19 protein-coding genes are annotated in these 25,437 nt (G+C 62.5%); 9 read left to right on the top strand and 10 right to left on the bottom strand.

The window, feature by feature from the left end; all coding sequences use genetic code 11:
- Positions 1 to 34: 34 nt before the first annotated feature.
- A complete protein-coding gene (recA, locus tag BC363_RS26075) occupies positions 35 to 1,123 on the bottom strand; it encodes a recombinase RecA (RefSeq protein ID WP_065780144.1) in 1,089 nt (362 codons plus the stop codon).
- Positions 1,124 to 1,362: 239 nt separating this feature from the next.
- Here recA and BC363_RS26070 point away from each other — a divergent pair, with 239 nt between their 5' ends.
- Both BC363_RS26070 and BC363_RS26065 read left to right on the top strand, forming a co-directional pair.
- The gene (locus tag BC363_RS26070; RefSeq protein ID WP_065780142.1) at positions 1,363 to 2,310 is read left to right on the top strand and encodes a carbohydrate kinase family protein; all 948 of its coding nucleotides are present in this window, start codon (positions 1,363 to 1,365) and stop codon (positions 2,308 to 2,310) included.
- A 30-nt stretch (positions 2,311 to 2,340) separates the two neighbouring features.
- Positions 2,341 to 3,270: a pseudouridine-5'-phosphate glycosidase gene (locus BC363_RS26065; protein ID WP_065780140.1), complete on the top strand. Its 930-nt coding sequence runs from the start codon at positions 2,341 to 2,343 to the stop codon at positions 3,268 to 3,270.
- A gap of 90 nt (positions 3,271 to 3,360) precedes the next feature.
- Here BC363_RS26065 and BC363_RS26060 read toward each other — a convergent pair whose 3' ends face one another.
- Positions 3,361 to 5,985, bottom strand: coding sequence for a PAS domain-containing sensor histidine kinase (locus BC363_RS26060; protein ID WP_065780137.1), 2,625 nt, complete (start codon positions 5,983 to 5,985; stop codon positions 3,361 to 3,363).
- Positions 5,986 to 6,260: 275 nt separating this feature from the next.
- On the opposite strand from BC363_RS26060, the gene BC363_RS26055 reads away from it, so the two are divergent.
- The gene (locus BC363_RS26055) at positions 6,261 to 7,214 is read left to right on the top strand and encodes a flagellar biosynthetic protein FliO (RefSeq protein ID WP_065780135.1); all 954 of its coding nucleotides are present in this window, start codon (positions 6,261 to 6,263) and stop codon (positions 7,212 to 7,214) included.
- A gap of 102 nt (positions 7,215 to 7,316) precedes the next feature.
- Here BC363_RS26055 and dksA read toward each other — a convergent pair whose 3' ends face one another.
- Positions 7,317 to 7,736, bottom strand: a complete 420-nt coding sequence (dksA, locus tag BC363_RS26050; protein ID WP_025427181.1) for an RNA polymerase-binding protein DksA — start codon at positions 7,734 to 7,736, stop codon at positions 7,317 to 7,319.
- Positions 7,737 to 8,149: 413 nt separating this feature from the next.
- Between dksA and BC363_RS26045 the strand changes: the two genes are divergently transcribed.
- The 3 genes from BC363_RS26045 (at position 8,150) to BC363_RS26035 (ending at position 11,371) form a co-directional block, all read left to right on the top strand.
- A complete protein-coding gene (locus BC363_RS26045; protein WP_065780362.1) occupies positions 8,150 to 8,671 on the top strand; it encodes a histidine phosphatase family protein in 522 nt (173 codons plus the stop codon).
- Between the two features lie 124 nt (positions 8,672 to 8,795).
- Entirely contained in the window at positions 8,796 to 10,289 is a 1,494-nt protein-coding gene (locus BC363_RS26040) for a YcjX family protein (protein ID WP_065780133.1), read from the top strand.
- Complete coding sequence (locus BC363_RS26035) at positions 10,286 to 11,371, top strand: TIGR01620 family protein (protein ID WP_065780131.1); 1,086 nt, start codon at positions 10,286 to 10,288, stop codon at positions 11,369 to 11,371. Before BC363_RS26040 ends, BC363_RS26035 begins: the two co-directional genes overlap by 4 nt.
- Positions 11,372 to 11,380: 9 nt before the next feature.
- Here the strand turns inward: BC363_RS26035 and BC363_RS26030 are convergent, their stop codons facing one another.
- A complete protein-coding gene (locus BC363_RS26030) occupies positions 11,381 to 12,172 on the bottom strand; it encodes a molybdopterin-binding protein (protein WP_065780129.1) in 792 nt (263 codons plus the stop codon).
- Positions 12,169 to 12,999 carry a cytochrome b/b6 domain-containing protein gene (locus BC363_RS26025; RefSeq protein WP_065780360.1) on the bottom strand — a complete coding sequence of 277 codons (831 nt, stop codon included), beginning with the start codon at positions 12,997 to 12,999 and terminating at the stop codon, positions 12,169 to 12,171. The genes BC363_RS26030 and BC363_RS26025 overlap by 4 nt, the downstream gene beginning before the upstream one ends.
- Before the next feature lie 279 nt (positions 13,000 to 13,278).
- On the opposite strand from BC363_RS26025, the gene BC363_RS26020 reads away from it, so the two are divergent.
- Positions 13,279 to 13,830 carry a hypothetical protein gene (locus BC363_RS26020; protein WP_065780127.1) on the top strand — a complete coding sequence of 184 codons (552 nt, stop codon included), beginning with the start codon at positions 13,279 to 13,281 and terminating at the stop codon, positions 13,828 to 13,830.
- Positions 13,831 to 13,899: 69 nt separating this feature from the next.
- Here BC363_RS26020 and folK read toward each other — a convergent pair whose 3' ends face one another.
- The 3 genes from folK to folP are packed head-to-tail and all read right to left on the bottom strand — an operon-like array spanning position 13,900 to position 15,648.
- Positions 13,900 to 14,424 (bottom strand): 2-amino-4-hydroxy-6-hydroxymethyldihydropteridine diphosphokinase, encoded by a 525-nt coding sequence (folK, locus tag BC363_RS26015; protein WP_065780125.1) that lies wholly within the window; start codon positions 14,422 to 14,424, stop codon positions 13,900 to 13,902.
- Positions 14,414 to 14,782 carry a dihydroneopterin aldolase gene (folB, locus tag BC363_RS26010; RefSeq protein ID WP_053247535.1) on the bottom strand — a complete coding sequence of 123 codons (369 nt, stop codon included), beginning with the start codon at positions 14,780 to 14,782 and terminating at the stop codon, positions 14,414 to 14,416. Before folB ends, folK begins: the two co-directional genes overlap by 11 nt.
- A gap of 14 nt (positions 14,783 to 14,796) precedes the next feature.
- Positions 14,797 to 15,648 (bottom strand): dihydropteroate synthase, encoded by an 852-nt coding sequence (folP, locus tag BC363_RS26005; protein WP_065780123.1) that lies wholly within the window; start codon positions 15,646 to 15,648, stop codon positions 14,797 to 14,799.
- Between the two features lie 105 nt (positions 15,649 to 15,753).
- Between folP and BC363_RS26000 the strand changes: the two genes are divergently transcribed.
- Positions 15,754 to 16,383, top strand: coding sequence for a DUF922 domain-containing protein (locus BC363_RS26000; RefSeq protein ID WP_065780121.1), 630 nt, complete (start codon positions 15,754 to 15,756; stop codon positions 16,381 to 16,383).
- Positions 16,384 to 16,871: 488 nt separating this feature from the next.
- On the opposite strand, the gene BC363_RS25995 is transcribed toward BC363_RS26000, so the two are convergent.
- Entirely contained in the window at positions 16,872 to 17,192 is a 321-nt protein-coding gene (locus tag BC363_RS25995) for a 2Fe-2S iron-sulfur cluster-binding protein (protein WP_025427192.1), read from the bottom strand.
- Between the two features lie 285 nt (positions 17,193 to 17,477).
- Positions 17,478 to 17,846: an Hpt domain-containing protein gene (locus BC363_RS25990; protein ID WP_065780119.1), complete on the bottom strand. Its 369-nt coding sequence runs from the start codon at positions 17,844 to 17,846 to the stop codon at positions 17,478 to 17,480.
- Between the two features lie 608 nt (positions 17,847 to 18,454).
- On the opposite strand from BC363_RS25990, the gene BC363_RS25985 reads away from it, so the two are divergent.
- On the top strand, positions 18,455 to 25,111 hold the full coding sequence (locus BC363_RS25985) for a kinesin (protein WP_065780117.1): 6,657 nt from the start codon (positions 18,455 to 18,457) through the stop codon (positions 25,109 to 25,111).
- Positions 25,112 to 25,437 lie beyond the last annotated feature (326 nt).

Genomic DNA, 25,437 nt, shown 5'->3' with positions numbered 1-25,437 from the left:
CCGGTTTTTGAAAGCTCAAAGCTTTGCTTGCTGATTATGCTTCGGCGGCGTCGTCGCCGTCGTCGGCTTCCGGGCCGCCATTCTCGAGGAACCGGTCGGCAATCAGGCCGGCGTTCTGACGCAGAGCCGTCTCGATCTCGCGCGACAGGTCCGGATTGTCCCTGAGGAACGTCTTGGCGTTCTCGCGACCCTGGCCGAGGCGCTGGCTGTTATAGGAGAACCAGGCACCGGACTTCTCGACGATGCCCGCCTTGACGCCGAGATCGACGAGTTCGCCGGTCTTGGAGACGCCTTCGCCATACATGATGTCGAACTCGACCTGTTTGAACGGAGGCGCCATCTTGTTCTTGACGACCTTGACGCGCGTCTGGTTGCCGACGACTTCTTCGCGCTCCTTGACGGAACCGATACGGCGGATGTCGAGGCGAACCGAGGCGTAGAATTTCAACGCGTTGCCGCCCGTCGTCGTTTCCGGCGAACCGAACATGACGCCGATCTTCATGCGGATCTGGTTGATGAAGATCACCATGCAGTTCGACTTCGAGATCGAAGCCGTCAGCTTGCGCAGCGCCTGGCTCATCAGGCGGGCCTGCATACCCGGCAGGCTGTCGCCCATTTCGCCTTCGATTTCGGCGCGCGGCACGAGCGCTGCGACGGAGTCGACGACGAGAACGTCGATCGCCCCGGAGCGGACCAGCGTGTCGGTGATTTCAAGCGCCTGCTCACCGGTGTCGGGCTGCGAGATCAGCAGATTTTCCAGATCGACGCCCAGCTTGCGCGCATAGACCGGATCGAGTGCATGTTCCGCGTCGACGAAGGCGCAGATGCCGCCCTTCTTCTGTGCCTCTGCGATCGTCTGCAGCGCCAGCGTCGTCTTGCCCGAGCTTTCCGGACCATAGATTTCAACGATGCGGCCCTTCGGCAGGCCGCCGATGCCGAGTGCGATGTCCAGGCTGAGAGAGCCGGTCGAAACCGTCTCGATCTCAATGATGCTGTCCTTCCCACCGAGCTTCATGATCGATCCCTTGCCGAACGACCGTTCGATCTGGGAAAGTGCCGCTTCAAGTGCCTTGCTTTTATCCACCGATTTGTCCTCTACGAGCCGCAAAGAGTTTTGTGCCATTTGGTCCACCTTTAGGTTATTGAAGCTACCGAGGCAATGAAGCCGCCGCACGAGTTTTTGTACATGTTTTGTTCCGTTTTTGCAAGGGCAGAACAAGGTATTGAAAAATAGGAATTATTCGGATTGTGTTCGATTCATGTTCACGCATTGCGGGGTAAGTTTTTCGACAGCGCCCCGCGCGCCTCGAGACGATGAACGGTGCTGATCCGATTCGCCCAAGAGACAGCAGAGGAACATTCATGACGGAAGGCGAAATCGCCGTCTTTGGCGGCGCCCATATCGATCGGCGTGGCCGCATCACCGGCACGACCGCGCCCGGTTCGAGCAACCCCGGCACCTGGTTCGAGGAAGCTGGCGGCGGCGGTTTCAACGCTGCGCGCAATCTGGCGCGACTGGGGCATAGCGTGAGGATGATCAGCACGCGCGGCGGAGACGCGGCCGGTGAGATGGTAACGGCCGCCGCCGCCGCCGCTGGCGTGATCGATAATCCCCTCACCTTCCTTGACCGCACGACGCCGAGCTACACCGCGATCATCGAGAATGACGGCAACCTGGTGATCGCGCTTGCCGACATGGATCTTTACCGGATGTTCTCGCCGCGCCAGTTGCAGCGTCGCGCACTGCGCGACGCCATCGCCGACAGCCGGCTGGTTCTGACCGATGCGAACCTGCCGGAAGAAACGATTGCCGCTCTCGTCGAGGCAGCGTCCTGCGACGGGCGCATCGTCGCTGGCATCGCTGTTTCGCCGGCAAAAGTGATCCGGTTCCAGCCGAGCCTAGCCAAGCTTGGCTTCCTGTTCATGAACGAAGCGGAGGCGCGGGCGCTCACCGGCAAGGACGTAGCGGATGCTGAGGGCTGGCCGCCGCTTTTGCGCGCCGCCGGTCTCAATGGTGGCGTCGTCACCCGCGGCGGCCGCGCGGTGGTCGCCTTCGATCGCGAAACCGTTTGCGTCGCGACGCCACCGGCTTTGCCGGAACTCGCCGATGTCACCGGTGCCGGCGATGCTTTGGCGTCCGGCTTCCTCGCCGCCCGGCTTGCCGGTCACGATCTTTCGGAATGCCTGCGGCACGGTATTGCGTCTGCCGGCATTACGCTTCGCTCCCCCTTGGCCGCCTCGGAACAAATGTCGCAGGCCAATCTCGAACGGGCGCGGGCTCTTGTGCCGGCACCTCAAATGCTGGCATGAACGCCGCTACCGAACTCCCAAGGAAAAACCATGACCAAACCCGCTTCCCCCTTCCTGCCGATGGAATATTCCGACGAGGTTGCAGCCGCCAAGGCGCGCGGCGCGCCCATCGTGGCGCTGGAATCGACCATCATCACCCATGGCATGCCCTATCCGGGCAACCTGAACATGGCCCGCAGCGTCGAAGCGATCATTCGCGACCAGGGCGCCGTTCCGGCGACCATTGCCGTCATCCACGGCGTGCTTCATATCGGCCTTGATGACGTCAAGCTCGAAGAACTGGCAAAGACTGAAGGCGCGATGAAGGTATCGCGTGCCGATCTTGCCTTTGCGATCGCAGAGCGCCGCACTGGTGCGACGACCGTTGCCGCGACGATGATCGCTGCCGCCCGTGCCGGCATCCGCGTCTTTGCGACCGGCGGCATTGGCGGCGTGCACCGTGGCGCCGAGCTGAGCTTCGACATCTCCGCCGACCTCGACGAACTGGGACGCACGGCTGTCATCGTCGTTTGCGCCGGCGCCAAGGCCATTCTCGACATTCCGAAGACACTCGAAGTTCTCGAAACCCGCGGCGTGCCCGTCGTCACCTATGACAGCGACGTGTTCCCGGCCTTCTGGTCGCGCGATTCAGGCCTCAAGAGCCCGCTGATGCTCAACAGCCCGGCAGCAATCGCCAACTTCCAGAACATGCGCGAACTGCTCGGCGTCGACGGCGGCATGCTGATCGCCAACCCAGTTCCAGCCGAAAGCGAGATCCCGCGCGAGGAGATGGAAATCTACATCGCGCGCGCGCTCGACAACGCCGAACGCGACGAAATCACAGGCAAGGCGGTGACGCCGTACCTGCTCGACAACCTCTTCCATCTGACCGAAGGCCGCAGCCTCGAAACCAACATCGCGCTGGTCGAGAACAATGCCCGCCTCGCCGGCGAAATTGCTGTCGCGCTCGCCGCGAAGTAGGGGCGACAGTCAGCGAGACGACAAAAAGAAAGGCCCGACGCGCAAGCGTCGGGCCTTTCTTTTGCGGTGACGTGAACGTCGGCAAGCGGCTCAGGAATCCAGCATTTCGCGCACGGCCACTGCCAGTTGCTTCAGCGAGAACGGCTTCGGTAGGAAGCCGAACTTTGCGTCGGCCGGCAGATTGCGGGCGAATGCGTCTTCCGCGTAACCCGAAACGAAGATGAATTTTAGGTCTGGGTATTTCTTACGCAACTCCGTCAGGAGTGTCGGCCCGTCCATTTCCGGCATCACCACATCAGACACGACGATATCGACGGCACCATCAAGCTCGTCCATGATATCGAGCGCTTCGACGCCGGAACCGGCCTCATGGACGGTATAGCCGCGTGTCTCGAGCATGCGCTTGCCGCCGCGGCGGACGGCTTCCTCATCCTCGACGAGAAGGACGACGGCCGAATCGCCGGTGAGGTCCGTCGGTTCTTCGGCCTTGGCGACCGGCTTGATGACGGTTTCGACCGGCGGCAGCGCCACCGTTTCGGCTGACGTGCCCGACGCCGGCTCACCGGCGACTTCGGGAATGTCGATATGGCGCGGGAGCAGGATGCGGAATGTCGTTCCCTTGCCGACTTCGGATTCCGGATAGATGTAGCCGCCGGATTGCTTGACGATGCCATAGACCATCGAGAGACCAAGACCGGTGCCCTTGCCGACTTCCTTGGTGGTGAAGAACGGTTCGAAGATCTTGTCGAGGATCTCGGGCGGAATGCCGGTTCCCTGGTCGGAAACCTCCACCATCACAAAATCTTCTTCCGGCAGCTCGCGCCGGCCAAGAGCCGCGATTTCGCTTGACGGCAGATTGCGCGTGCGAAGCGTGATGATGCCGCCTGCCGGCATCGCGTCGCGCGCGTTGACGGCCAGGTTGAGCAGCACCTGCTCGAATTGGCCGAGATCCGTGCGCACCGGCCAGAGATCGCGCCCGTAGTCGACTTCGACCTTGACGTTGGTGCCGGTCATGCGATCGACGAGCATGCGCAAATCGCCGATCACGTCGGTCATGCTCAGCACCGTCGGCCGCATGGTCTGCTTGCGCGAGAAGGCGAGCAATTGCCGGACCAGAACTGCCGCCCGATTGGCATTGCGCTTGATTTCCATCAGGTCGGCGAAACTCGCATCCGCGGGGCGCGCCGACAAAAGCAGATGGTCGGACGAAAGCAGAATGGCCGTCAGCACGTTGTTGAAGTCGTGCGCGATACCGCCCGCAAGCGTGCCGACCGCATTCATCTTCTGCGTCTGCGCCATCTGGTTTTCGAGCGCCTTCTGCTCGGTAATTTCAAGCGCATAGATGATCGCCGCTTCTTCCGGTGCCTGATCGCTCTGGTCGATGACGGCATTGATATAGAAGCGGAAATGGCGCTCGCCATCGACCGGATGCAGTGCGTCGATCGGGGCAATGTCGCCCTGGCGATCCTTGGCGGCGGCAAGTGCGTCGTGCAGGCGCCCCTTCTCTGTCGCGTGCACGACCGTTTCGATCAGCGCGCCGCGCTCGACATCGTCCTGGGAGACGAGGCCCGAGAATAGCTTGAGAAACGGCGCATTGGTGCGAAGAATTCGGCCTTTTCCGTCGACCGAGGCGATCGCCATCGGCGTATTGTTGAAGAAGCGGGTAAAGCGCATCGCAGCGCTCGACGCCGACTGATCCTCGTCCTCGCCGCCGTCGCGCGACATGACGATGGTCCGGCTTTCGCCGGGCGCGCCGTCGCGTGCCGACGACACCCGGTGCACCATGCGCACCGGCAGGCTCTGGCCATTGGTCTTGCGCAGATCGAGGTCCAGCACCTTGGTCTTCTTCAGTCCGGGTTCGGCCTGCACCGACTGCACCAGCGTCAACCCTTCGCCGGCGACGAGGTCGCCGATGCTCATGGAACCTGGCTGGAACTTCGTCAGGTCAATGCCCAGCCAATCCGCAAGGGTGGCGTTGATGTAGAAGATCTCACCCTTGCGCCCGGCCGAGAAGAAGCCGGCCGGGGCATGGTCGAGATAGTCGATGGCGTTCTGCAGCTCCTTGAAGAACCGCTCCTGGTCGTCGCGTTCGGCGGTGATGTCGGCGATCTGCCAGAGGTAGAGCGGATTGCGGTCGCTGTCTTCGAGCGGCAGCACGCGGGCTTTCAAGCGAAACCAGTGGGCGCCGGAGCCGCTGGAGGCAGCGCCGGTGGCGAGCGGCTTCAACAGTCGAAACTCCTCGTGTCCCTGCTTGCCCTCGTGCAGGCCGTTGGTCAGGCGGTAGATCGCTTCGGTCGCCTCGCGGTTTCGCGACAGGATCGTCTCGAGCGACTGGATGCCGGCCGCGTTCTTCGCCCCGGTCAGCGCGCCGTAGGCGGCGTTGGCGTAAATGATGCGGCCCTTGCGGTCCGTGACGATTGTGCCGTCTTCATGGGCGTCGAGAAAGGCGCGCGCCAGCTCGTCCGGCCGCGATTGCGGCATCACCTCGATGAAGCCGATGACCGAGGAGACGAGGAAGAAGATCCCGACCATCGCAAGAACGCCAAGGATGCCGAGCACGATCTCGTTGTCCAGTTCGTTCTTGAAAATCACGAAGGCGATCGCAGAGACGGTGAGAACGATCGCAAGCAGGACGATCCGCATGACGGTTCCCGGCCTGACGCCACGGTCAACAACCGGCATCTGGTAGTCACCTGACTGCCGCAATTTCGTCATCGGGTCCTCATCTGCCGCCAATACCGCCCGGCCCAAGGCCGGTTCGGTCCGGCGCTCCGGCCGGCATCCGCGCAATCCGCCAGGCAAAATCGGCCAATACCGACACGCCCTCGATCATTCGGATAGGAATCATCTTTAACGATCAGAGATAACAGCAAAAAGCACCTCTGCGGAAGCGCAGCGGTCAATTCACAGGGAATGTCGGCGAAGTGCTTGTCCAGGCCCGAAAAAAGCCGTCAAGTACTGCCACTCGAAAGGCAGAAGGAGTTCAGCCTATGATGGAAACGATCGTCGGAGACAACGGTAGCCGATTCATTATCGCCGCCGGCGCCGTTGCGATCGGGCTTCTGTGCCTCGTGGCCGTGCTGTGGATAATGCGCAACAGGCCGTCGTCGCCGTTCATTCGCGGCGGCAAGAACAGGCAGCCTCGCCTCGCCGTGCTCGATGCCGCCGCGGTCGACACGCGTCGTCGCCTGGTGCTCGTGCGTCGGGACGACGTCGAACACCTGATCATGATCGGCGGACCGACGGATATTGTCATCGAAAGCCGGATTGCACCGATCGACGAGAGCGCCTTCGCAAACGACGGTCCGGCTGTCATCGAGCGCAGGCCGATCGAGCAGCTGGTTGCCGACGGCAACGGAACACAGATGAAGGTGGCAGCGCCGGCGCAGTCACGCCCTGTCGCTCAGCCGGAGGTGACCCTCAATGCGCCGGTGCGCCCGGTGGCGACGCCACAGGAGCAGCCGATTGCGCGCGTCGAGCCGGCCGTGCCTGTTCGCGCTGTCGCCGAACAGCGCCAGGCTCCCGTAATGGCCGTCGAGCCGCGCCCGGTCGCAAGGGTTGCGCCACCGACACCCGAGATCGTTCCCCCCGCAAACACGGCCGAGAAGGTCGAAGGCATTTTCGATGCCGCCCGCAGCCGGGTGCTTCCGACCCAGCCTGCGGTGCAGGAACAGCGCCCCGTACCTGTCGCCCAACAGCAGCCCGTCGCTCAAAGTTCGCTGTCGGATTTCGAGCGCATCCTCGACGCCGAAATCAGCGGAGACCTGCAGCGGCTGACGCCGGCTGCAGCCGCCGCACGTCCGGAAAACCGTGTGCCGGTGGCCGCCACGGCCCGGCAGGAGCCGTTGCTCGGCGCACCGCTTGACGATGCCCGCAAGGAACCGACGATCGAGGAAGAGATGAACCGCATGCTCGCCGACATCTCCGCCGGCCGCAAACCCTGACGCATTCTGCGTCACGGCTCCATGAAACAAACACATGAGCACAAAGAAAAAGGCGCGGTCAAACCGCGCCTTTTTCTAAAGACTGATCCGGAAACCGGACCTTTATTCGTCCCTGTAGACCTTTTCCCGACGCTCGTGGCGCTCCTGCGCCTCGATCGAGAGAGTTGCAATCGGTCGGGCGTCCAGACGCTTCAAACCGATCGGTTCTCCGGTTTCCTCGCAATAGCCGTAGGTCCCTTCATCTAGCCGCTGTAGCGCCGCATCGATTTTCGAGATCAACTTCCGCTGTCGGTCGCGAGCTCTCAGTTCAATCGCCCGGTCTGTTTCGGAAGAGGCTCTGTCAGCGAGATCAGGATGATTGGCGCTCTCCTCGGCCAAGTGATCCAGTGTCTCGCGTGCCTCGCGAAGGATATCGTTTCTCCAAGCATTGAGCTTGGCCCGGAAATAGGCCCGGTGGGTGGCATTCATGAATTCCTCGTCCTCGGAGAGAACAAAGGTACTAAGATCGATCTTCTCACTCAACGCGATTCTCCTGAAGAACATCTCATTGCGGCGGTGTATAGCCCCATGGAAGCCGCGATTCAAGCCTCGGATTAGACACTCAACCGTATTTTAACAATGCTTGCAATTCAGGCTAACTGGCGAATATTTCATCAAAATTACAGATGAGATCTTAATCGTAGGGATGATCACCTACCCGTCGTCAAGAAGACCGGTCGTAACTTGGATGTCCTGCCGCCAGCGCGACGCCGCCCTTTGCCGGGATTGCCGCGTCTGGCAGCAAGCGGGCAATCCCCTGAAAAAAGCGGCTTGCAGCTTGATCTTTGCATCATCGACGGGAAAAGGTGGTGATCCGCCGCGAGACGCGCAAGACCCCGATCCGGCGATATTCGATCCCGTCGCGACCCGCGGCCGGCAGATACCGGAACTCATATATGCAAGACAGTGCCGCCAGGCCCTTCCGTCTCCTCCTTCTGCGTCATGCCCGCTCCGGTTGGGCCCTGCCCGGACAACGTGATTTTGATCGCGCGCTCGACGACACCGGATATGCCGAGGCGGAGCTGATCGCGGAGATGGCTGCCGATCGTGGCATCCGGCCGGAGCTGATCTTGTGCTCGACAGCCGTGCGTTGTCGCCAGACCGCGGAACCCTTCTTTCGCACCGTCAGTGAAGACCTCGAAATCCGCTATGTCGACGAGCTCTATACCGGCCCGGCAAGTGTCTACACCGACATCATCAATGCTCACCGGCATCTGAGTTCGCTGATGATCGTTGGACACAATCCGATGATTGACGAACTGTTCCATCGTCTTGCCGGAAACGAGGTGGCGACCGACGCGCTTGCGCATGGTTATCCGCCCGCAGCCCTTGCGATCCTTGATATGCAGGCAGGCGCAGGCAGCGGCGCTGCGGCCACGCTGGTGTCGTTGATGCTGCCGACCAGGGAACCGAAATGACATGCCGTTGTTGCGGTGCGGGAAATATTTCCTATATCGCCAAGGCAAACAGGGCCTGCCGCCCATCTCGGCGGCCGACATCGGCATGAACGAAAGCGGCAAGGTCCGCAAGGGATAGCACGACTTGGCGCCAAATCTGACCAGCCTCAAAGACGACGCCCTGATCGCGCTCGACAATCTTACCGATCGTGCATCGGGCCTCGTCAATCCCACCATCCGGCTGGGTGTCACCGGCCTTTCGAGAGCCGGAAAGACCGTTTTCATCTCGTCGCTGGTGCACAATCTCCTGAACGGTGGCCGGCTGCCGGTGTTCGAACCGGTGCGCTCCGGCCGCGTCTCGAAGGTAAGGCTTGAGCCACAGCCGGACGACGCCGTGCCGCGCTTTCAATATGAGGATCACATCGCCGCTCTGGTGCGCGATCGTATCTGGCCGGATTCGACGCGCGCGATCTCGCAGCTTCGCATAACCCTCGACTTCGAGAGCGCAAGTGGCTGGAACAGGCTGTTTTCGGCCGGACGACTGTCGCTCGATATCGTCGATTATCCCGGCGAGTGGCTGCTGGACCTGCCGCTACTCGCGCAGGATTTCAAAGAGTTCAGCGACAATTCGGTGGCTCGCGCCCGTGCCCGCGGCCGCGCCAACCTGTCGGCGGATTGGCTGACGCTTGCCTCGTCGGCGGGACCGACTGCGATCGCCGACGAAAGCAGTGCGCGCCGGCTTGCCGAAAGTTTCACCGCCTATCTCAGGGCCTGCAAGGCGGACGCCAGCTCACCCTCGACCCTGCCGCCCGGTCGCTTCCTGATGCCGGGCGATCTCGAGGGGTCGCCGGCCCTGACCTTCTCGCCGCTGCCCGACCTGCCGGATGGCCGCGCGCCCAAAGGGTCGCTCTGGGCGATGATGGAGCGTCGCTACGAGGCCTACAAGAAGCACGTCGTCGGCCCGTTTTTTCGCGAACATTTTGCCCGGCTCGACCGGCAGATCGTCCTCGTCGACGCGCTGCAGGCGATCAATGGCGGGCCGGACGCCCTGCTCGATCTGGAGCAGGCGCTGGCCGATGTGCTGGCCTGTTTCCGTCCGGGCACAAACAGCTGGCTCTCGTCGTTCTTGACCCGGAGGATCGACAGGGTGCTGATCGCCGCGACGAAGGCGGATCATCTGCACCACGAAAGCCACGATCGTCTGGAGCGCATCACAGCGCGGCTGGTCACCCGGGCGGCTGCCAGCATCGGCATGAGCGGCGCGGGACTGGAAGTCATGGCGATCGCCTCGGTCCGGGCGACGCGCGAGGCAACGGTCGACCACGGCGGACATACGCTTCCGGTTATCGTCGGCACACCGATCTCCGGCGAGAAGATCAACGGCGAGACTTTTGACGGCGAACGGAAAACAGCCATATTTCCTGGTGACTTGCCGGACGATCCTGAAGTTCTTTTCAAGGTGCTTGATGCCGATGCGTCAGCGATAACATTCGGCGACGTGCACCCGCTGCCCGAGTTGAGTTTCGTGCGTTTCCGGCCTCCGCATCTCGAAGAGACCGGTGGCGGCTTGAAGTTGTCGGTACCACATATACGGCTCGATCGGGCGATGCAGTTCCTGTTTGGAGACCGGCTGGCATGAGCGACGATTCCAACAGTCGGGGGCGCAAGCCCGGCGCCTTTTCGGTGAGCCCGGATCCGGAGCCGAAGCCGGCGGAAAGCGCCCGCCCCCGCCGCGCGCCGGCGAGCTTTGACGACAAGGTGGTGATGACGCCGGACGCGGAGGATCCCTTCCGGGAAACCACACTCGCGGTCGAGAGCCTCGCTCTGCCGGAGGCAAGTCCCCGCAGACGTCGCCTGTCCGTCGGCAAGATCGCCATGGGGGCCTTCGGCATTCTCCTGTCGCTCGCGGCAGGCCTTTGGGTCGACCGCCTGATCCGCGACCTGTTCTCCCGCGCCGATTGGCTCGGCTATGCCGCTGTGGGAGTCGTTGCCATCGGGCTCCTGGCGCTGCTGGTGGTCGTTGCGCGCGAGCTTTCAGGCATGATGCAGCTGACGGCCGTCCAGACCTTGAAATCGGAAACAGAGACTGCGGCCGCTTCCGGCAACACCAAGCTGGCGCGGTCTGCCTCGGAAAAGCTGGTCCATCTTCTCGCCGCCAATCCGCGCACGGCACGCGGTCGTGCGCGTCTTAAGGAAACCGAAGGCGAGATCATCGACGGCCCGCATCTGCTCGACCTGACGGAGCGCGAATTGCTGACGCCGCTCGATCGCGAGGCGCGGCGTATCATCCTTGCCGCTTCCAAGCGCGTGTCGATCGTCACCGCCGTCAGCCCGCGCGCGCTCGTCGATCTTGGCTATGTGCTTTACGAATCCGCGCGCATGATCCGTGCCATGGCCGAGCTTTACGGCGGCCGCCCCGGCACGCTCGGCATGATCAGGCTGATGCGCGATGTCATCGCCCACCTCGCCGTCACCGGCTCGATCGCCGCCGGCGACAGCCTGATCCAGCAGGTGCTCGGCCACGGCCTTGCATCAAAACTCTCGGCGCGGCTCGGCGAAGGCGTGATCAATGGGCTGATGACGGCGCGCATCGGCATCGCTGCCATGGACCTTTGCCGGCCCATGCCGTTCCGCGCGCTGAAACGGCCCGGGATCGGCGATTTTCTGTCAGACCTCACACCCGGCGGCGGTCGGGCGGCCAGTCAAACCGGAGACGACTAGCCGCTCGAGCTAGATGCCCGCATACCAGTCGTAACCGAGGTCCTCCCAGAAACCGCCGCGTCCGCGTCCGAATGGCGACAGATCCGCAACGACCTCGATGGTGCTGATATACTTCGCCATCTTGTAGCCGAGTTGGCGCTCGATGCGCACCCGAAGCGGCGCGCCATTGGCGACCGGAAGCAGCCTTCCGTTCAATCCATAGGCAAGGATCGTCTGCGGGTGGCGCGCATCGGTAAGGTCGATCGATTCGTAGTAGGCCGCCGGTCCGGAAAGCCCGAGGTCCAAGCGATCGAAACAATGGAAGACGACATAACGCGCTTCCGGTTTAGCCTTCGCTTCATCAAGCACCCTGGCAAGCGGAACGCCGGTCCATTTGGCGATGCAGCTCCAGCCCTCGACGCAGTCGTGGCGCGTGATCTGGGTGCGTGACGGCATGTTGCGCAACTCGGTCAATGTCAGGCTGAGCGGCTTTTCGACCAACCCGGTGATACCGAGGCGGTAACCGGCGAAATCCTGCTGCTGGAGTGCAATGTACTCCGGATCGGTCGGCTCGGTCGAGCCGTTCGGCCTCTGCCCCTGCCGGATTTCACTTTCGCCAAACTCTGGCGCCAGCCGGTCGGCGTCCATCAATAGCCGCTGCACCCGGTAGGTCAGGCCGTTCGCCGACGCCAGGACGTCGCGGACTGGCGCTCTGTTTTTCAGCATGCCGTCAAATGCATCACAGCCGGCAAGCGGTAATGTCGAGGCGGCGATGCCGGCGGCCGTCAGAAAGCGCCTGCGGTTGATCAGAAGTCGGCTCATTGTCCTGCCTCCTTGCGCGGCAGCTCGCCACCGATGCGGTATCGTCCTGTTATCATCGAGCGCAATTCGTTGATCGGCCCGGCGGCAATCACCATGAAGATGTGGACGACGAAGAAGATGACGAGCAGAATCATGATGACGAAGTGGATCGTTCGTGCCGTCTGCCGGCCGGCGAAGAGATCGACCAGCCATGGCCAAGCCGCGTCCATGCCCGGCGACATCGTCAGCCCCGTCAGGATCATCAACGGAAAAAAGATCAGCAAAACAGCGGCATAAGAGAGTTTCTGCAAGCCGTTGTAACTGCGGCCGTGATCGAACCGGAACCGCAGGTGGTTGATGAAGCTCTGTGGCAGGCTGCGGATGTCGGCGCCCGATGGCAGGATGTCGCGGCGCAGGTGCCCGTTGATCAGGCTCGCAACCAGCCAAACAAAAAAGACCATCGCGAAAAGCCACGCGAAGAAGAAATGCACCACGCGGCCCGTCGCCAGGTCCAGATAGGACGGGAGCGTCAGCCAGGCCGGAAAGGCCCTGTAGGCGCGGCGATCAGCGGGACCGCTGACCCCGAGGGCGCCTGTGGTATCGAACCGGTGGCCAAGCAACGTCGTGACACCCCTGACCTCTCCATCTTCCGTGCGAGTGGCGCCGATGGAAAGAACGCTGTTGTCGAAGGCAAATCCCGATTGCTGCCCGAGATAAAGCGTCGGATGGGCATTGAAGATCTGCAAGCCACTCAAGAGCAGGAAGAACAATGCCAGTGCCCACAGCCAATGGGTCAGCCGCGTGGCAAGTCCGTGACGGCGGATTGTGAGCGTCCGCGAGACGTCCATTTCCGGGGTGTCGTTAATCGCCGTTGCCATCGTGAAACCTCCGCGTTTCAAGTGGATACGTACGCCGTTGCGACAGAGTTTCATAAACACGTCTGCGCGCATCGGTGCACATGACGGTGAGGCTGCGGTGACCGCCTTGCGGCCATCCGATCTGCTGCCCACAAAGCGGTATCATCGACACAAAGAAGCCTCGATATCCACCCGGAAGAAACCGTCCATTAACCATTTGAGCGCAAATGTGACTCCTAGTTTCGGACGTTGACCCATCAAGGATCGTTTATGTTCTCGCGCCCTTCTTTGATCGCTCGCGGCACTGCCGCCTTCGCGCTTGCAGCAACCGTCGGCGTTGCGACGCCAGCCATTTCCGGCGGCAAGGACAAGGCTTTCTTCGAGAAAGTCTCCGGCCAGTGGAAGGGTCCCGGCGAGATTGTCGCCGGAAAATACAAGGGCACCAAGTTCACCTGCGATCTCGCCGGCGAACCGGTTGCCGGCAATGATGCCGGCATCAAGCTCGACGGCTTCTGCCGGGTTGGCGTGTTCAAGCAGCCGATGTCGGCGCTGATCACCCAGAAGGGCAGCAGCTACACCGGCAAGTTCCTCGATGGCGCTGACGGCAAGGGCCTCGACGTGGTGTCAGGCAACGTCGCCAAGGACAAGGTCGTCGTCGGCATCAACCGCAAGAAGCTGAATGGCGCGATGATCGCCCGGCTTCAGAACGACTCGACGATGAACATCACGATCTCGGTCAAGGTCGAGGATACGATGGTGCCGGTGATCGGCGTCAGCCTCAACCGTCAGGTCGATAACATCGCCGTTGGCTCGATCAAGTAAGCGGCAGGACCGTTCAAGAGAAAAGCCCCGGTCGAACGCCAGGGCTTTTCTCTTCTACCCTACTTGATCTCAGGTCCCTGCCCGCCACCAGCCGCTGTCTTCGTCGGCCACCTCTATCCCGGTGACATCGGCATCCGCCAGCCACTCCTCGACCCGCCGTCCGTTCACGCTCATGGCAGCAGCGAAGTCCGCGAGCGGCATCAGGACGAAACCGCGTGCGGTCATGCGTGGATGCGGCAGTTCCAGCTTGGTCTCGGTCTGGGAGATGTCGCCGAAGGTCAGGATATCGATGTCGATCGTCCGCGGGCCCCAGCGCTCGTCGCGCACCCGCTTCATCTGCCGCTCGATGTCGAGGCAGGCATCCAGCAACGCTTCCGGGCCGAGCGTCGTTTCGACTTCAGCGCAGGCATTGAAGAACCAGGCCTGGTCGGTCTTGCCCCAGGGGGGTGTGCGAAACAGGCGTGAAACGGCTCGAACCGTGCAATCCGGCCGGGCGTCGAGCATCTGCAGGGCTTCGGCCATGGCCTTTGGCGGCTCGCCCAGATTTCCGCCCAGCCCCAGTGTCGCGATCGCTCCGCTCATGTCAGGCGACATGCTCGACGGTCACTTCGACATAGTCGAGCACGCCGGGCACAGGTGCGTTCGGCTTGCGGACGGAAACCTTCGCGCGGCGGATCTGCGGGAAGCGCACACAGAGCGTCTTGGCGACCTCGAGGGCCAACGCCTCGATCAGGTAGCGCCGGCGTCCCGTGACGATTCGCTCGATCTCGGTAAAGGCGATGCCATAGTGCACGGTGTCGTCGATCGAATCGTCGACCAGCGCCGTGCCCTGCTCCACTTCGAGCTCTGCATCGACGAAGAACCGCTGGCCGAGGAATTCTTCTTCGTCGAGAACGCCATGGCGCGCAAAGAAGGCACAGTTTTTCAGGGTGATCGTATAGGTCGCGCTCATGGTTATCCGTCCCGTCAGCTCTTCTTTGCGCCCAGCATAGCATCCGCCATCATCAGCGCATCCCTGCTGTTTGCGACATCATGTACGCGGAAAATGGCAGCACCCGCCATACGTAGTAGTGCCGTCGTCGCCGCTGTCGCGGCGTCGCGGTCGGCCGGCTCACGTCCTGTGACGGCGCCGAGGAAACGCTTGCGTGACGTGCCGACCAGAAACGGCAGCTCGAAACGGTGCAATTCCGCAAAACGCGCCATCAGTTCCAGGTTCTCATCCGTGTCCTTGGCAAAGCCGAAGCCTGGATCAAGCACGATGCGCCCGTGTTCGATGCCGGCTTCTGCTGCGATCTGCAGCGAGCGCGCGAGAAAGTCGAATTGGTCATCGACCACATCGGCAAGCTTCTGGCGGTCGCGACCGGTGTGCATGACGCAGAGCCCTGCGCCCGTCTGCGCAGCAACCCGCGCAATATCCGGTTCGCGCTGAAGCCCGTGCACGTCATTGACGATGTGGGCGCCGGCTTCGACGGCAAGCCGTGCCGTCTCCGCCCTGTAGGTATCCACCGATATGAGGGCATCGGTGTCGCGCGCCAATGCCGCGATGACCGGAAGGATCCGGCTCTGTTCCTCGTCGGCACTCACCGGCGCTGCATCGGGTCTGGTTGATTCACCACCGACATCGAGGATCAAGGCACCCTCTTCGAGGCAACGCTTGCCCTGAGCGACGGCGGCTGACGTATCAGTGAAACGACCGCCGTCGGAGAAAGAGTCGGGGGTAACATTGATGATCGCCATCAAAACGCCACGCGACCCCAGTTGGAGGTTACGCCCATGCGCCAGTTTCCAGTGAAAATTTTGAAATGGATTGTAAGTCATTTCCCCTCACGATGCGCAGCCGGAAACCATTTCGATTTGCTGTTGCACCCGCGCTGGCTATGCCCCAAGCTTGATTGAAGTTCAACTAAAGAGAACTACGCATTGATGTCTCGAGTACGCGTTCCGTTCAAAGCCACCCTTCTTGCCCTTCTGGTAGCGATGCCCATGGGCTCGGCGTCCGGCGAGACGGTGATAAGCAAGAGCTTTTCCTATTTCTCGATCGGCGGTCGCACGGCTGCGGATCTCGACAAGGCTCTGTCCAAGGCCGGGCCGATGATGAAATCGACGGGCGCGCGCCATCCGGGCGCCACGCGCATCAAGTTTGGCGGAACCATCACCTACGTCAATCGCGGCGGACGCTGCGCGGTCGGCGTTGCCCGCGTCACGCTCAGCACGCGCATCATCCTGCCGCGCTGGAAATATCGCAAGCAGGCAAGCCGCGACCTCGCTTTGGTCTGGGATACGCTGTCGAGCGATATCAAGCGGCACGAGGAACGCCATGCGGAGATCGCGCGCAACCACGCGCGCAAAATGGAAAAGATGTTTCTGGCCCTGAAGCCGCAGGCCGACTGTGAAAAAATGCAGGAAAGCGTCACGCGCGCCAGCGCCGAGGCGATCGCCAGCCATGACAAGGACCAGGCCCGGTTCGACCGGACAGAGGCGGCTAATTTCGACAAGCGGATGATCCGTCTGCTGCAATATCGGCTGGAAACGCTGAAAAAAACACAGCGGTAGACAGGTCGACGCTCCACCATCACGACCGGCATAAGCATAGCGGGAATATACTTCGCCCTATCCGCTTAGAGCGCGGGCACCCACAGTATTTTATTGGTGAAATCTAGCGATAGCTGCAAATGAGCGACTCGCTTACATTCGAAACATGAGACGTGAGGGCGAAATGAAACCCAACCCTCCGTTATCGAAAGCGATTTGGCGGGCCATGATGGGCCTTGCGGGACGTATAAATATTGCCGTTACTTGAATCAGCAGCGTCGGTTCGTTTCCTTGAGTGTAAAGCTCTACGACGCAGCAATACAGGTTCTCCTGGCGTGTCTTGATGCAGCAGATGTTCCCTCCCTCATCTGCGTGCGATACGCCCTCCTAGCCTCGCTCGTCACCCGACCAGCGAGGCGCTTTTTTGCAAGACATGGGCATCATAGACGGAGAGCGAGAGACGCACAGGTGCGTCGTCTCGACAGGCGCGCGGTGTCCGCGGTCAGCCATCACGCCTGGCGTTCGGGCACGTGCACGACGAGCCCGTCCAGGGCATCGCTGACCTTTATCTGACAGGAAAGCCGCGACGTCGGACGTACGTCATAGGCAAAATCCAGCATATCCTCTTCCATAGCTTCCGGAGCACCGACGACAGCCGTCCAGGCATCGTCGACATAGACATGACAGGTGGCACAGGCACAGGCCCCGCCACACTCCGCTTCAACACCCGGAACCGAATTGCGAACGGCGTTCTCCATGACGGTCGAGCCGTTCTCGACATCGAGTTCGTGGCGCGTGCCATCAAAGGCAACGATCGTAAGTTTTGTCATGTCACTTTCCGGAATAAGCTGATGGGACTGGCCATTACAGCGCCGGGCGTCAAATATGACGCGCCAAGGACGCTGTAACACTTTCAAATTTCTGCATAATTTTGTCCATAGTTCGTTTCCGATTTATGGAATTATGCAGCAGCGCAAAGCCGCATGGAGCAGCGGGCGCGAATTCAGGGAAAGTTCTTCCAACAATTCGGCCATTCAGTCAACAACAGCCGGCGGTCGCATCGCGGACGCGGCGTTTCAGCGCGGGCCGCGATGCGCCTTTCTGGCAAGCTGCAATCAGCGGCAGAGCTTCAGGATGAACAGTTCCGCCTCAAGCACGCTTGCTGCAAGAACGTCGGGCAAAGCCGGATCGGTAGGGCGCTGCTCGATCGCGCCCGCTGCAGTCGCAACGTCGACGGCGCCGACGGCAAGTGCTGCCCCCTTCAATTGATGGGCCGCCTGGGCGCGTCCGTTCACTTCGCCGTCGGTGATGTCCTTCATCACCTTTCGCGCCTGGCGGGCGAAAAGTTGCAGTACTTCGATTTCAAGCGCCTTGTCTCCCATTGTCTGCGCGGCAAGATGGGCAAAATCGATGGGCTTCCTGCCGGAAGGAGAGGAACTGCCCGGAGTATCGGGAGCTTCGAAGGCAATTCTGAGGGCCGCCATGAGCCAATTTCCCTATTGTTCGTATGGTGTTGGTCATTGTCCGATGCCGTCCGCGTCATTCGCGGTCCGATTGCCATGGGCGGCACGGACGCCGTGACTGACGACGCCTGCTCACCAAGCATCGTCTCCGGACGATCGCTACGGCGTGTGCAGCTATCATCCTCCACGGGCGGGCGCTGCTATCGGCTTAAAACGGGGCGCAATATAGGCAGGAAACTGGGAAAATGGTTAACGCCCGTTAAACCTCCTGATTTCCTTGTCTTTTCCGCCATAAGCCCCTCTATCGCATTAAGAATTCATTAGGATTTTAATGAAGCCGCAGTGCTCTTAATTGTAAGAACCTGGCTAATGTGTCACTACGATACGGTTAGGAACGGGCTTGCGTACGAAAATGGCAACCGTTCCGGTGGATAAACTGTGCGAGTGGTGCCCTCGAGGGTCAATTCCGACTATCCATCGAGGAAATGCAGTGGGTGTTCAGTAGGGTATTGCGTAGATGTGATGCGCGTATCTTGCCGTCACCGCCCCGATAAAGACAGTGCCTGGCCGCAGTTGCGGATTAAAAGGACACGTTTCATCGGAAGCAATAGGTAATGAGGCGTATCCCTATGGCGACGAAGAAGAGCAACGAGTCGATTGATGAAAAGGCCTTCCAGGCTCTGGAAGCGGCCCTTAAGATCGATTTTGACGAGCTTAAGTCGAGCCCTAACGACAAGACTTCCTTGGATGATCCGGAGGAAAATGTGTCTGACTCCACCAATCAGGCTGCTGCGCCCGATCACGGTCGAAATACAAAGCCTCAGCAGGAAGCCCCCCGCGCCGCGCGAGCCAACGACGCTGCACGCGGGCTCGCTCCGGAACCCGCACCGAAGTCGCCTCCCCTTTCTCCGGCAAACGACGACGGCCGCCGCTCTCCGGCGGCAATGTTGCGCGCGCTGGACGTTCGCTCGAACCGCGCCGCCATTCGTGTCGCCGCCCTCGTCTCGGTGGTCTGGGCTGTGGCCGGCCTCGGCGTTGCCAACCTGCTCTATGGCCCGCAGATCTGGCAGATCCGCACGCTGAGCGATCTCGCCGCCACCCCTGGTGCGGTCGGCGTCGCCATCGGCATCACGCTGCCCATCATGCTCTTCTTCTCCTTCGCCATCATGATCGCCCGTGCGCAGGAACTGCGCAACGCCGCGCGCTCCATGGCCGAAGTGGCGCTACGTCTGGCCGAACCGGAAACTGCGGCGGCCGACCGGGTCATGACCGTCGGTCAGGCAGTTCGCCGCGAAGTCTCCGCGATGAACGAGGGCATCGAGCGCACGATTGCCCGCGCCACCGAGCTCGAAACGCTCGTTCACTCCGAAGTCAACGCACTTGAACGCAGCTACAGCGAAAACGAACTGCGCGTACGTACGCTGGTTCAGGAGCTGGGCCTTGAGCGCGAAGCCATCATCGGCCACTCCGAGCGCATCCGCTCGACCATCGCCGGTGCGCACGGCAAGCTGAAGGACGATCTCGACCAGGCGGGCGAAGACATCGCATCGCGCATCGCCATCTCCGGCGAGGCGTTTGCCTCGTTGATCGACACGCGTGCAGCAGCTCTCAGCGAAAAGTCCGATACGGCGCTGCAGAACATCAGCACCATGCTGTCGAACCGCACGGACTCGCTCCTGTCCGGCCTGACGGCCGCCGGCCTCGGACTCAGCAATGAATTCGACACCCGCCTCGACCAGCTGAGCGACACGCTGACCAAGCGCGGCGAGCAGTTGCTCGGCCAGTTCGAGACCCGCGCCTCCTCGCTTGACGCCAATACCGAAAAGCTGAACGCGGCTCTGAATGAGCGCGCCCGCCAGCTCAATGAAACGCTGATTGCCCGCACCCGTGACCTCAACGAGAGCCTGAGCGTCGGCCAGCAGGCGATTGCCGGCGGCCTTGAAGACGTGCTTGCCACGCTCAACGCCACGCTCGACGAAAAGGGCGCGCATTTCCGCCAGAGCCTGCGCTCCAGCGCCGACGACGCAATCATGGATCTCGACCTGCGCGGCGGCTTCTTCGAAGAGAAGCTGCAGACGACCGTCGGCCAGCTCGCCACCGCCTTCGACGAACGCTTCCACGAGTTCGCCTCGGCCTTCGACAAGCGCGCCAGCATGCTCGATACCAAGCTGATGGAGAGCCTGCACCGCATCAACGAGACCGTATCCGGCGGGTCCGATGCCATCGGCGGTGCGCTCGACAGCAGCATAGAGAAGATCGGCTCGGCTCTCTCGGATCAGTCGCTGACGCTTGCGACCGCGCTCGGCGCGACGCATGACTTCATCGAGGAAACGATCGGCAGCCGCACGTCTGATCTCAGCAACCTGATCGGCGATGCCCACAGCCGCATCGACAGCGTGCTGTCCGAAAAGACCAGCAGCCTGATGGGTGCCCTTTCGGAGGCCCAGGATCGCATCGAGAGCGGCTTCGGCCGGCGCGCCGATGCGCTCGCAACGGCGCTGACGACCAGCGAGCAGCGGCTGACCGAGGGCCTCGACACCCGCACCGCGCAGTTCGTCGACGGCCTGCACGCGGCCCACGCCCGCATCGAGCAGACGCTGACCGGTTCGACCGACGAAATCACCAGCGCCATCGCCGCAAGCCAGCACCGCCTCGACAACACCCTGTCTGAGCGCACCCTTGCTCTCTCTACCGTGCTTTCGACCGGAACGGACGCGATCGAAGGCGCGGTCGGCGAAACGGCCGACCGGCTGGAGCGCGTTCTGTCGGAACGCAGCCAGGCGATTGCAGAGACCCTTTCGAGCCAGACATCGGTACTCGACGGCGTTCTTGCCGATCGCTCCGCCCACATCAGTTCGACGATGACGGCCCGCGCCAACGAAATGGCGGACTCCTTGAGCCGTCATGCCGAAGACGTCGCCGACAACCTCACCTTCCGCGCCACGGCCGTTGCCGAGACGATGACGGACCGCGTCGGTGAAATCGAACAGAAGCTTTCGGACAGCGTGTCCCTCGTTGCCGAGAACCTCGGCGGCCGGGTCAGCCAGATTTCCGATACCCTCACCAACACCAGCGCCCGGATCGCTGAAGACCTCAGCGGCCGCGTCGGCAAGATCTCGGACGCTCTGACCGCCACAAGCGCACAGATTGCCGAAGCGCTGACGGCGCGCACGACCGAGGCGACCGCCTCGCTCGCCGGCAAGGCGACGGAAATCGAACAGACACTCGCCGGCCGCGCCGAACACCTGCGCGAAACGCTGTCCTCGACGCACGAGCAGATCCGCGCTACGCTTGACGACCGGATCAATGCCATCAACCTCGCCGTCGACCAGGGCCGCGATCAGCTGGAAGGCATGCTGTCCGACCAGTCCATGTCGATTGCCACGAGCCTCGCCACCAGTGCCAGCATGCTCGAAATGTCACTCGAAGAGCGCCAGGCGGCACTTGCCGGCATCATCGATCGCAGCGGCGAAACGCTCGAAGCCCGTATGCGCTCGACCACCGGCAACATCGCCGAGCGTCTGGCGGAAACGGCAGGCCAGATCAGCCTGGCTGCCGATACGCTGACCAACCGCGTCGACATGTCGATCAACGGCCTTAATGACCGTCTCGACGACACCAGCCTGCGCATCGAGACGAGCCTTGGCGCACTTGAAGAGCGCATGCGCGACAGCGCCGAAAATGTCGGCACGATTGCCGATGCGGCGGGTGCTCGTGTCGAGACCCGTCTTGGCTCGCTTGAAGATCGTATGCGCGGCAGCGTCGATAACGTCAGTGCCATCGTCGATGACACCGCGGCTCGCATCGAGACCCGCCTGGGCTCGCTCGAAGGCCGCATGCACGGCAGCGTCGACAAGGTTGGTGCCATCGTCGATGAAACGAGCAACCGCATCGAAGACCGGCTCGGTTCTCTGGAAGAGAGCATTCGCGGCAGCGTCGGCAACGTCAATTCGATCGTCGACGACACCAGCTTCCGCATCGAGGCCAGCATCGGTACCCTTGAGGACCGCATCCGCGATAGCGTCGGCAGCGTCAACGCGATTGTCGACGATACCGGCGCCCGCATCGAGACGAGCATCGGTTCGCTCGAAGGCCGCATTCGCGGTAGCGTCGGCAGCGTCAACGCTCTGGTCGACGACACGGGCGCCCGCCTTGAAACGAGCATCGGCTCGCTGGAGAACCGCATCCGCGATAGCGTTGGCAGCGTCAACGCTATCGTCGACAACGCTGGCCAGCGCATTGCCGACAGCCTCGGAGAACGCGCGGGCGAAATTGACCGGGTCAGCGAAACCGCCGCAAGCCGCATTTCCAGCGCCATCGATGCCGGTACGGACCGCATCGAGGAGCGTCTCGGCACCATGGACCGCGCCCTCAACATCGGCCTCGAAAACGTCAACCGGACGATCGAAGGCAAGGCCGCGGTGCTTGTCACCAGCCTGCGCGGCGCCGTCAGCGAAGTAACGCAGGAGATTGACGCCGAAGCCGGCCGCATCGAGGGCAAGACTGCGGATCTCGTCACCAGCCTGCGCGGCGCCGTCAGCGAAGTCACGCAGGAGATTGACGCCGAAGCCGGCCGCATCGAGGGCAAGACTGCGGATCTCGTCACCAGCCTGCGCGGCGCCGTCAGCGAAGTCACGCAGGAGATCGACGCCGAAGCCGGCCGCATCGAGGGCAAGACTGCGGACCTCGTCAGCAACCTGCGCGGTGCCGTCGGCGATGTTGCCCAGGAACTCGACGCCGAAGCCACCCGCATCGAGGGCAAGGCCGCCGGTCTCGTCACCACCCTTCGCAGCGCGGTCAGCGAGGCAGCACAGGAACTCGACACGGAAGCGGCCCGTTCCGCTGGTCTTCTTTCCAAGGCCGGCCAGGATTTCGCCAATGTACTGGCGGCACGCAACTCCGACTTCGCAAATGCCATCGAGCAGACCGCCTCGGCAACGGCGGCACGCCACGCCGAACTCGCACGCTCGGTCGCCGACGCATCCGACACCGCCACCGCACGCCTTGCCGCTACGCACGGCCAGGTCGCCAGCCATGCCCAGAACATCCAGCAGGGTCTTGCCGATGCCGAGAAGGCCCTGGAAGCGCGAAGCGAGGCGATCCGCAGCACGCTCGACGACCGGACCCGCGAACTCAACTCGATGCTCGCCGGCCGCTCGATGGAGCTGTCGCGCATCATCGATGAGCAGGCACGCCCGGTCATCGATCAATATGCTGCAACCGGCCGCGAGGCTGCTGAGCGCATCGCCAGCCTGACGCAGGACAGCACCGATCGCCTGCGCGCGGAAAATACCGCATTGGTCAATGCCATTACCGAACGCACCGGCGAGACGCTCAACGCCATCTCGCTGCGGGCTGAAGAAACGGCAAAGGCGATGAAGATGGTCGAGAACCGTCTGCAGTCGACAGCCCTTGGCCTGATCGACCAGCTCGCCGCCAACAACACGGCGATCGCAACCGTCATCGACCAGGCAAGCGACAACCTTGGCGACATGGATCAGCGGCTCGAGGCTACGGCCACCCGCTTCTCCGAAACCACGCGCCAGGCCTCCGACATGTTGTCGACCTCCACACGCCTCATCGAAGGAAAGGTCGACAAGCTTTCGGACATCTCCGCCTCCACACTGTCGCAGATCGGCGGCATCGTCGGGCGCTTCGAGGATCACTCCAAGGTGCTCGGCCAGGCCTCAGACCTGCTGGGGGCCGCCCAGTCGAACCTCGTCAGCACGCTCGAGGAACGCCAGGATGCCTTGCGCACCCTGTCCGTCGGCCTCGTCCAGCGCTCGGAAGAAATCGAACGCACCATGCGTGCACTCGAAGGCTTCGTCGATGGCGCCTTCCAGCGCGCCGAAGAGCGCTCCGGCCTCGTTGCCGGCAACCTGCGCAGCGGCATCCAGCAATCCTTCTCGGATGTCGGCCGCCTGCTGTCGAGCACCGAGCAGCGTGCAGCCGAAGCGGCCGAATCCATGCGCAATGCGCTGGCTCAGGCCGGTGACGAAGCTGGTGCCTCGGTTGAGACGGTCTTCTCGCGTGCCGAAGAGCGGTCGCGCCAGATTGCCGATACGCTGCGCTCCGGCGTCGAGACCTCGTTTGCCGACGTCAACAAGACGCTCTCGGCGGTCGAAGGCCGCGCGCTCGGCGCCTCCGAAGCACTCCGCCAGGCGATCGCCAAGGTTGGTGAAGATGCCGGCTCCGCGATCGAGGGTGCCTTCGCAAACGCCGAAGAACGCTCCAAGGAAGTGACGTCCCGCCTGCGCGGCAGCGTCGCCTCGTCGGTCTCCGATGTCGAGCGCATGCTCAACGAGAGCGGCAAGAAGTCGGACGGCGTGGCAGCTCAGCTTCGCGACGCCGTTCGCGTGGCGATCGACGAGGCCATCGGACGCTTCAGCGGTGCGACCGACGATATCCGCCGCTCGGCAGGAGAGATCCGCAAGGAACTCGACATGACCCGCGAAGAGCTGAAGCGCAGCGCCTTCGACCTGCCGGAGGAAGCCAAGGAAAACGCCGCCGTCATGCGTCGTGCCGTGGCCGAGCAGATCAAGGCCCTGCAGGAGCTGTCGGAAATCATCGGCAAGTCCTCGACGCAGCTCGAAGTCGCACAGCCGCTGCGCCAGCAGCCGGTCGCAGCCGTCCCTGTGGCTGCAGCGCCCGTCGCCCGTCCGGCCCAGCAGCCGGTCGCAGAACCGCGTCGCCAGGATCCGGCGCCCACACTGCGCGGCAGCCTTGGCATCGAACAGGCAACCGTTCAGCAGCCTGCTCCCGTCCAGCCTGCCCGTGCGCAGCCTGCAAGCCAGGCCGTCACCAGCGAGGTCGCAGAAGGCGGTGGCTGGATGCGCGACCTGCTGCGGGCAGCCTCGCGCGAAGAGGCTCCGACAACCGCGCCGCAGCGCCCGGCTGAAAGCCAGCCGGCGACCCGCACCGGCGATACCCGCAACCCGCGCCACGTGGTGGAATCGCTGAATTCGCTTTCGGTCGATATCGCCCGCGCCATCGATCATGACGCCTCGGTCGATCTGTGGCGCCGCTACCAGCGCGGCGAGCGCGACGTCTTCACCCGCCGGCTCTACACGCTGAAGGGCCAGCAGACCTTCGACGAGATCAAGCGCAAGTACGACCGGGAGCCGGAGTTCCGCACCGCCGTCGACCGCTACATCGCCGATTTCGAAAAGCTGCTGGCCGATGTCGCGCGCAACGACCCGGACAAGCGCATCACCCAGACCTACCTCACGTCCGACACGGGCAAGGTCTACACGATGCTCGCCCACGCCGCCGGCCGCTTCAACTAAACAAGCCTTGGCAACAGCCAGAACTGCAACGGCCCCACCGCACGGTGGGGCCGTTTTCGCATGTGCCGGTCGCAACGCAAGCAAACGCCGAGCCGACGTCCATTTGGGAGCAGCGAAACCTTTGGCATCGGCAGCAAGATGTTCCGTATTCTATTGCGGGCGCCTTATCTTATCCAGATACCACATGTTATCTGGTCACCACACCACCGGACCGATTGCCCTTCGCTACCTTACCGGCTGCTGCCTCCAACCAACTGCCCAAACCAATGGGTTGCGGTGGCGCCACTGATGCCTGTGTGCGCAAGAAGAACGCAATCCTGTGCGAT

The organism is Ensifer sp. LC384, assembly GCF_001695865.1.
Taxonomy (GTDB): Bacteria; Pseudomonadota; Alphaproteobacteria; order Rhizobiales; family Rhizobiaceae; genus Ensifer.
The sequence above is the reverse complement of the archived record's forward strand: the minus strand, read 5'-3'. Positions and strand labels throughout refer to the sequence as shown.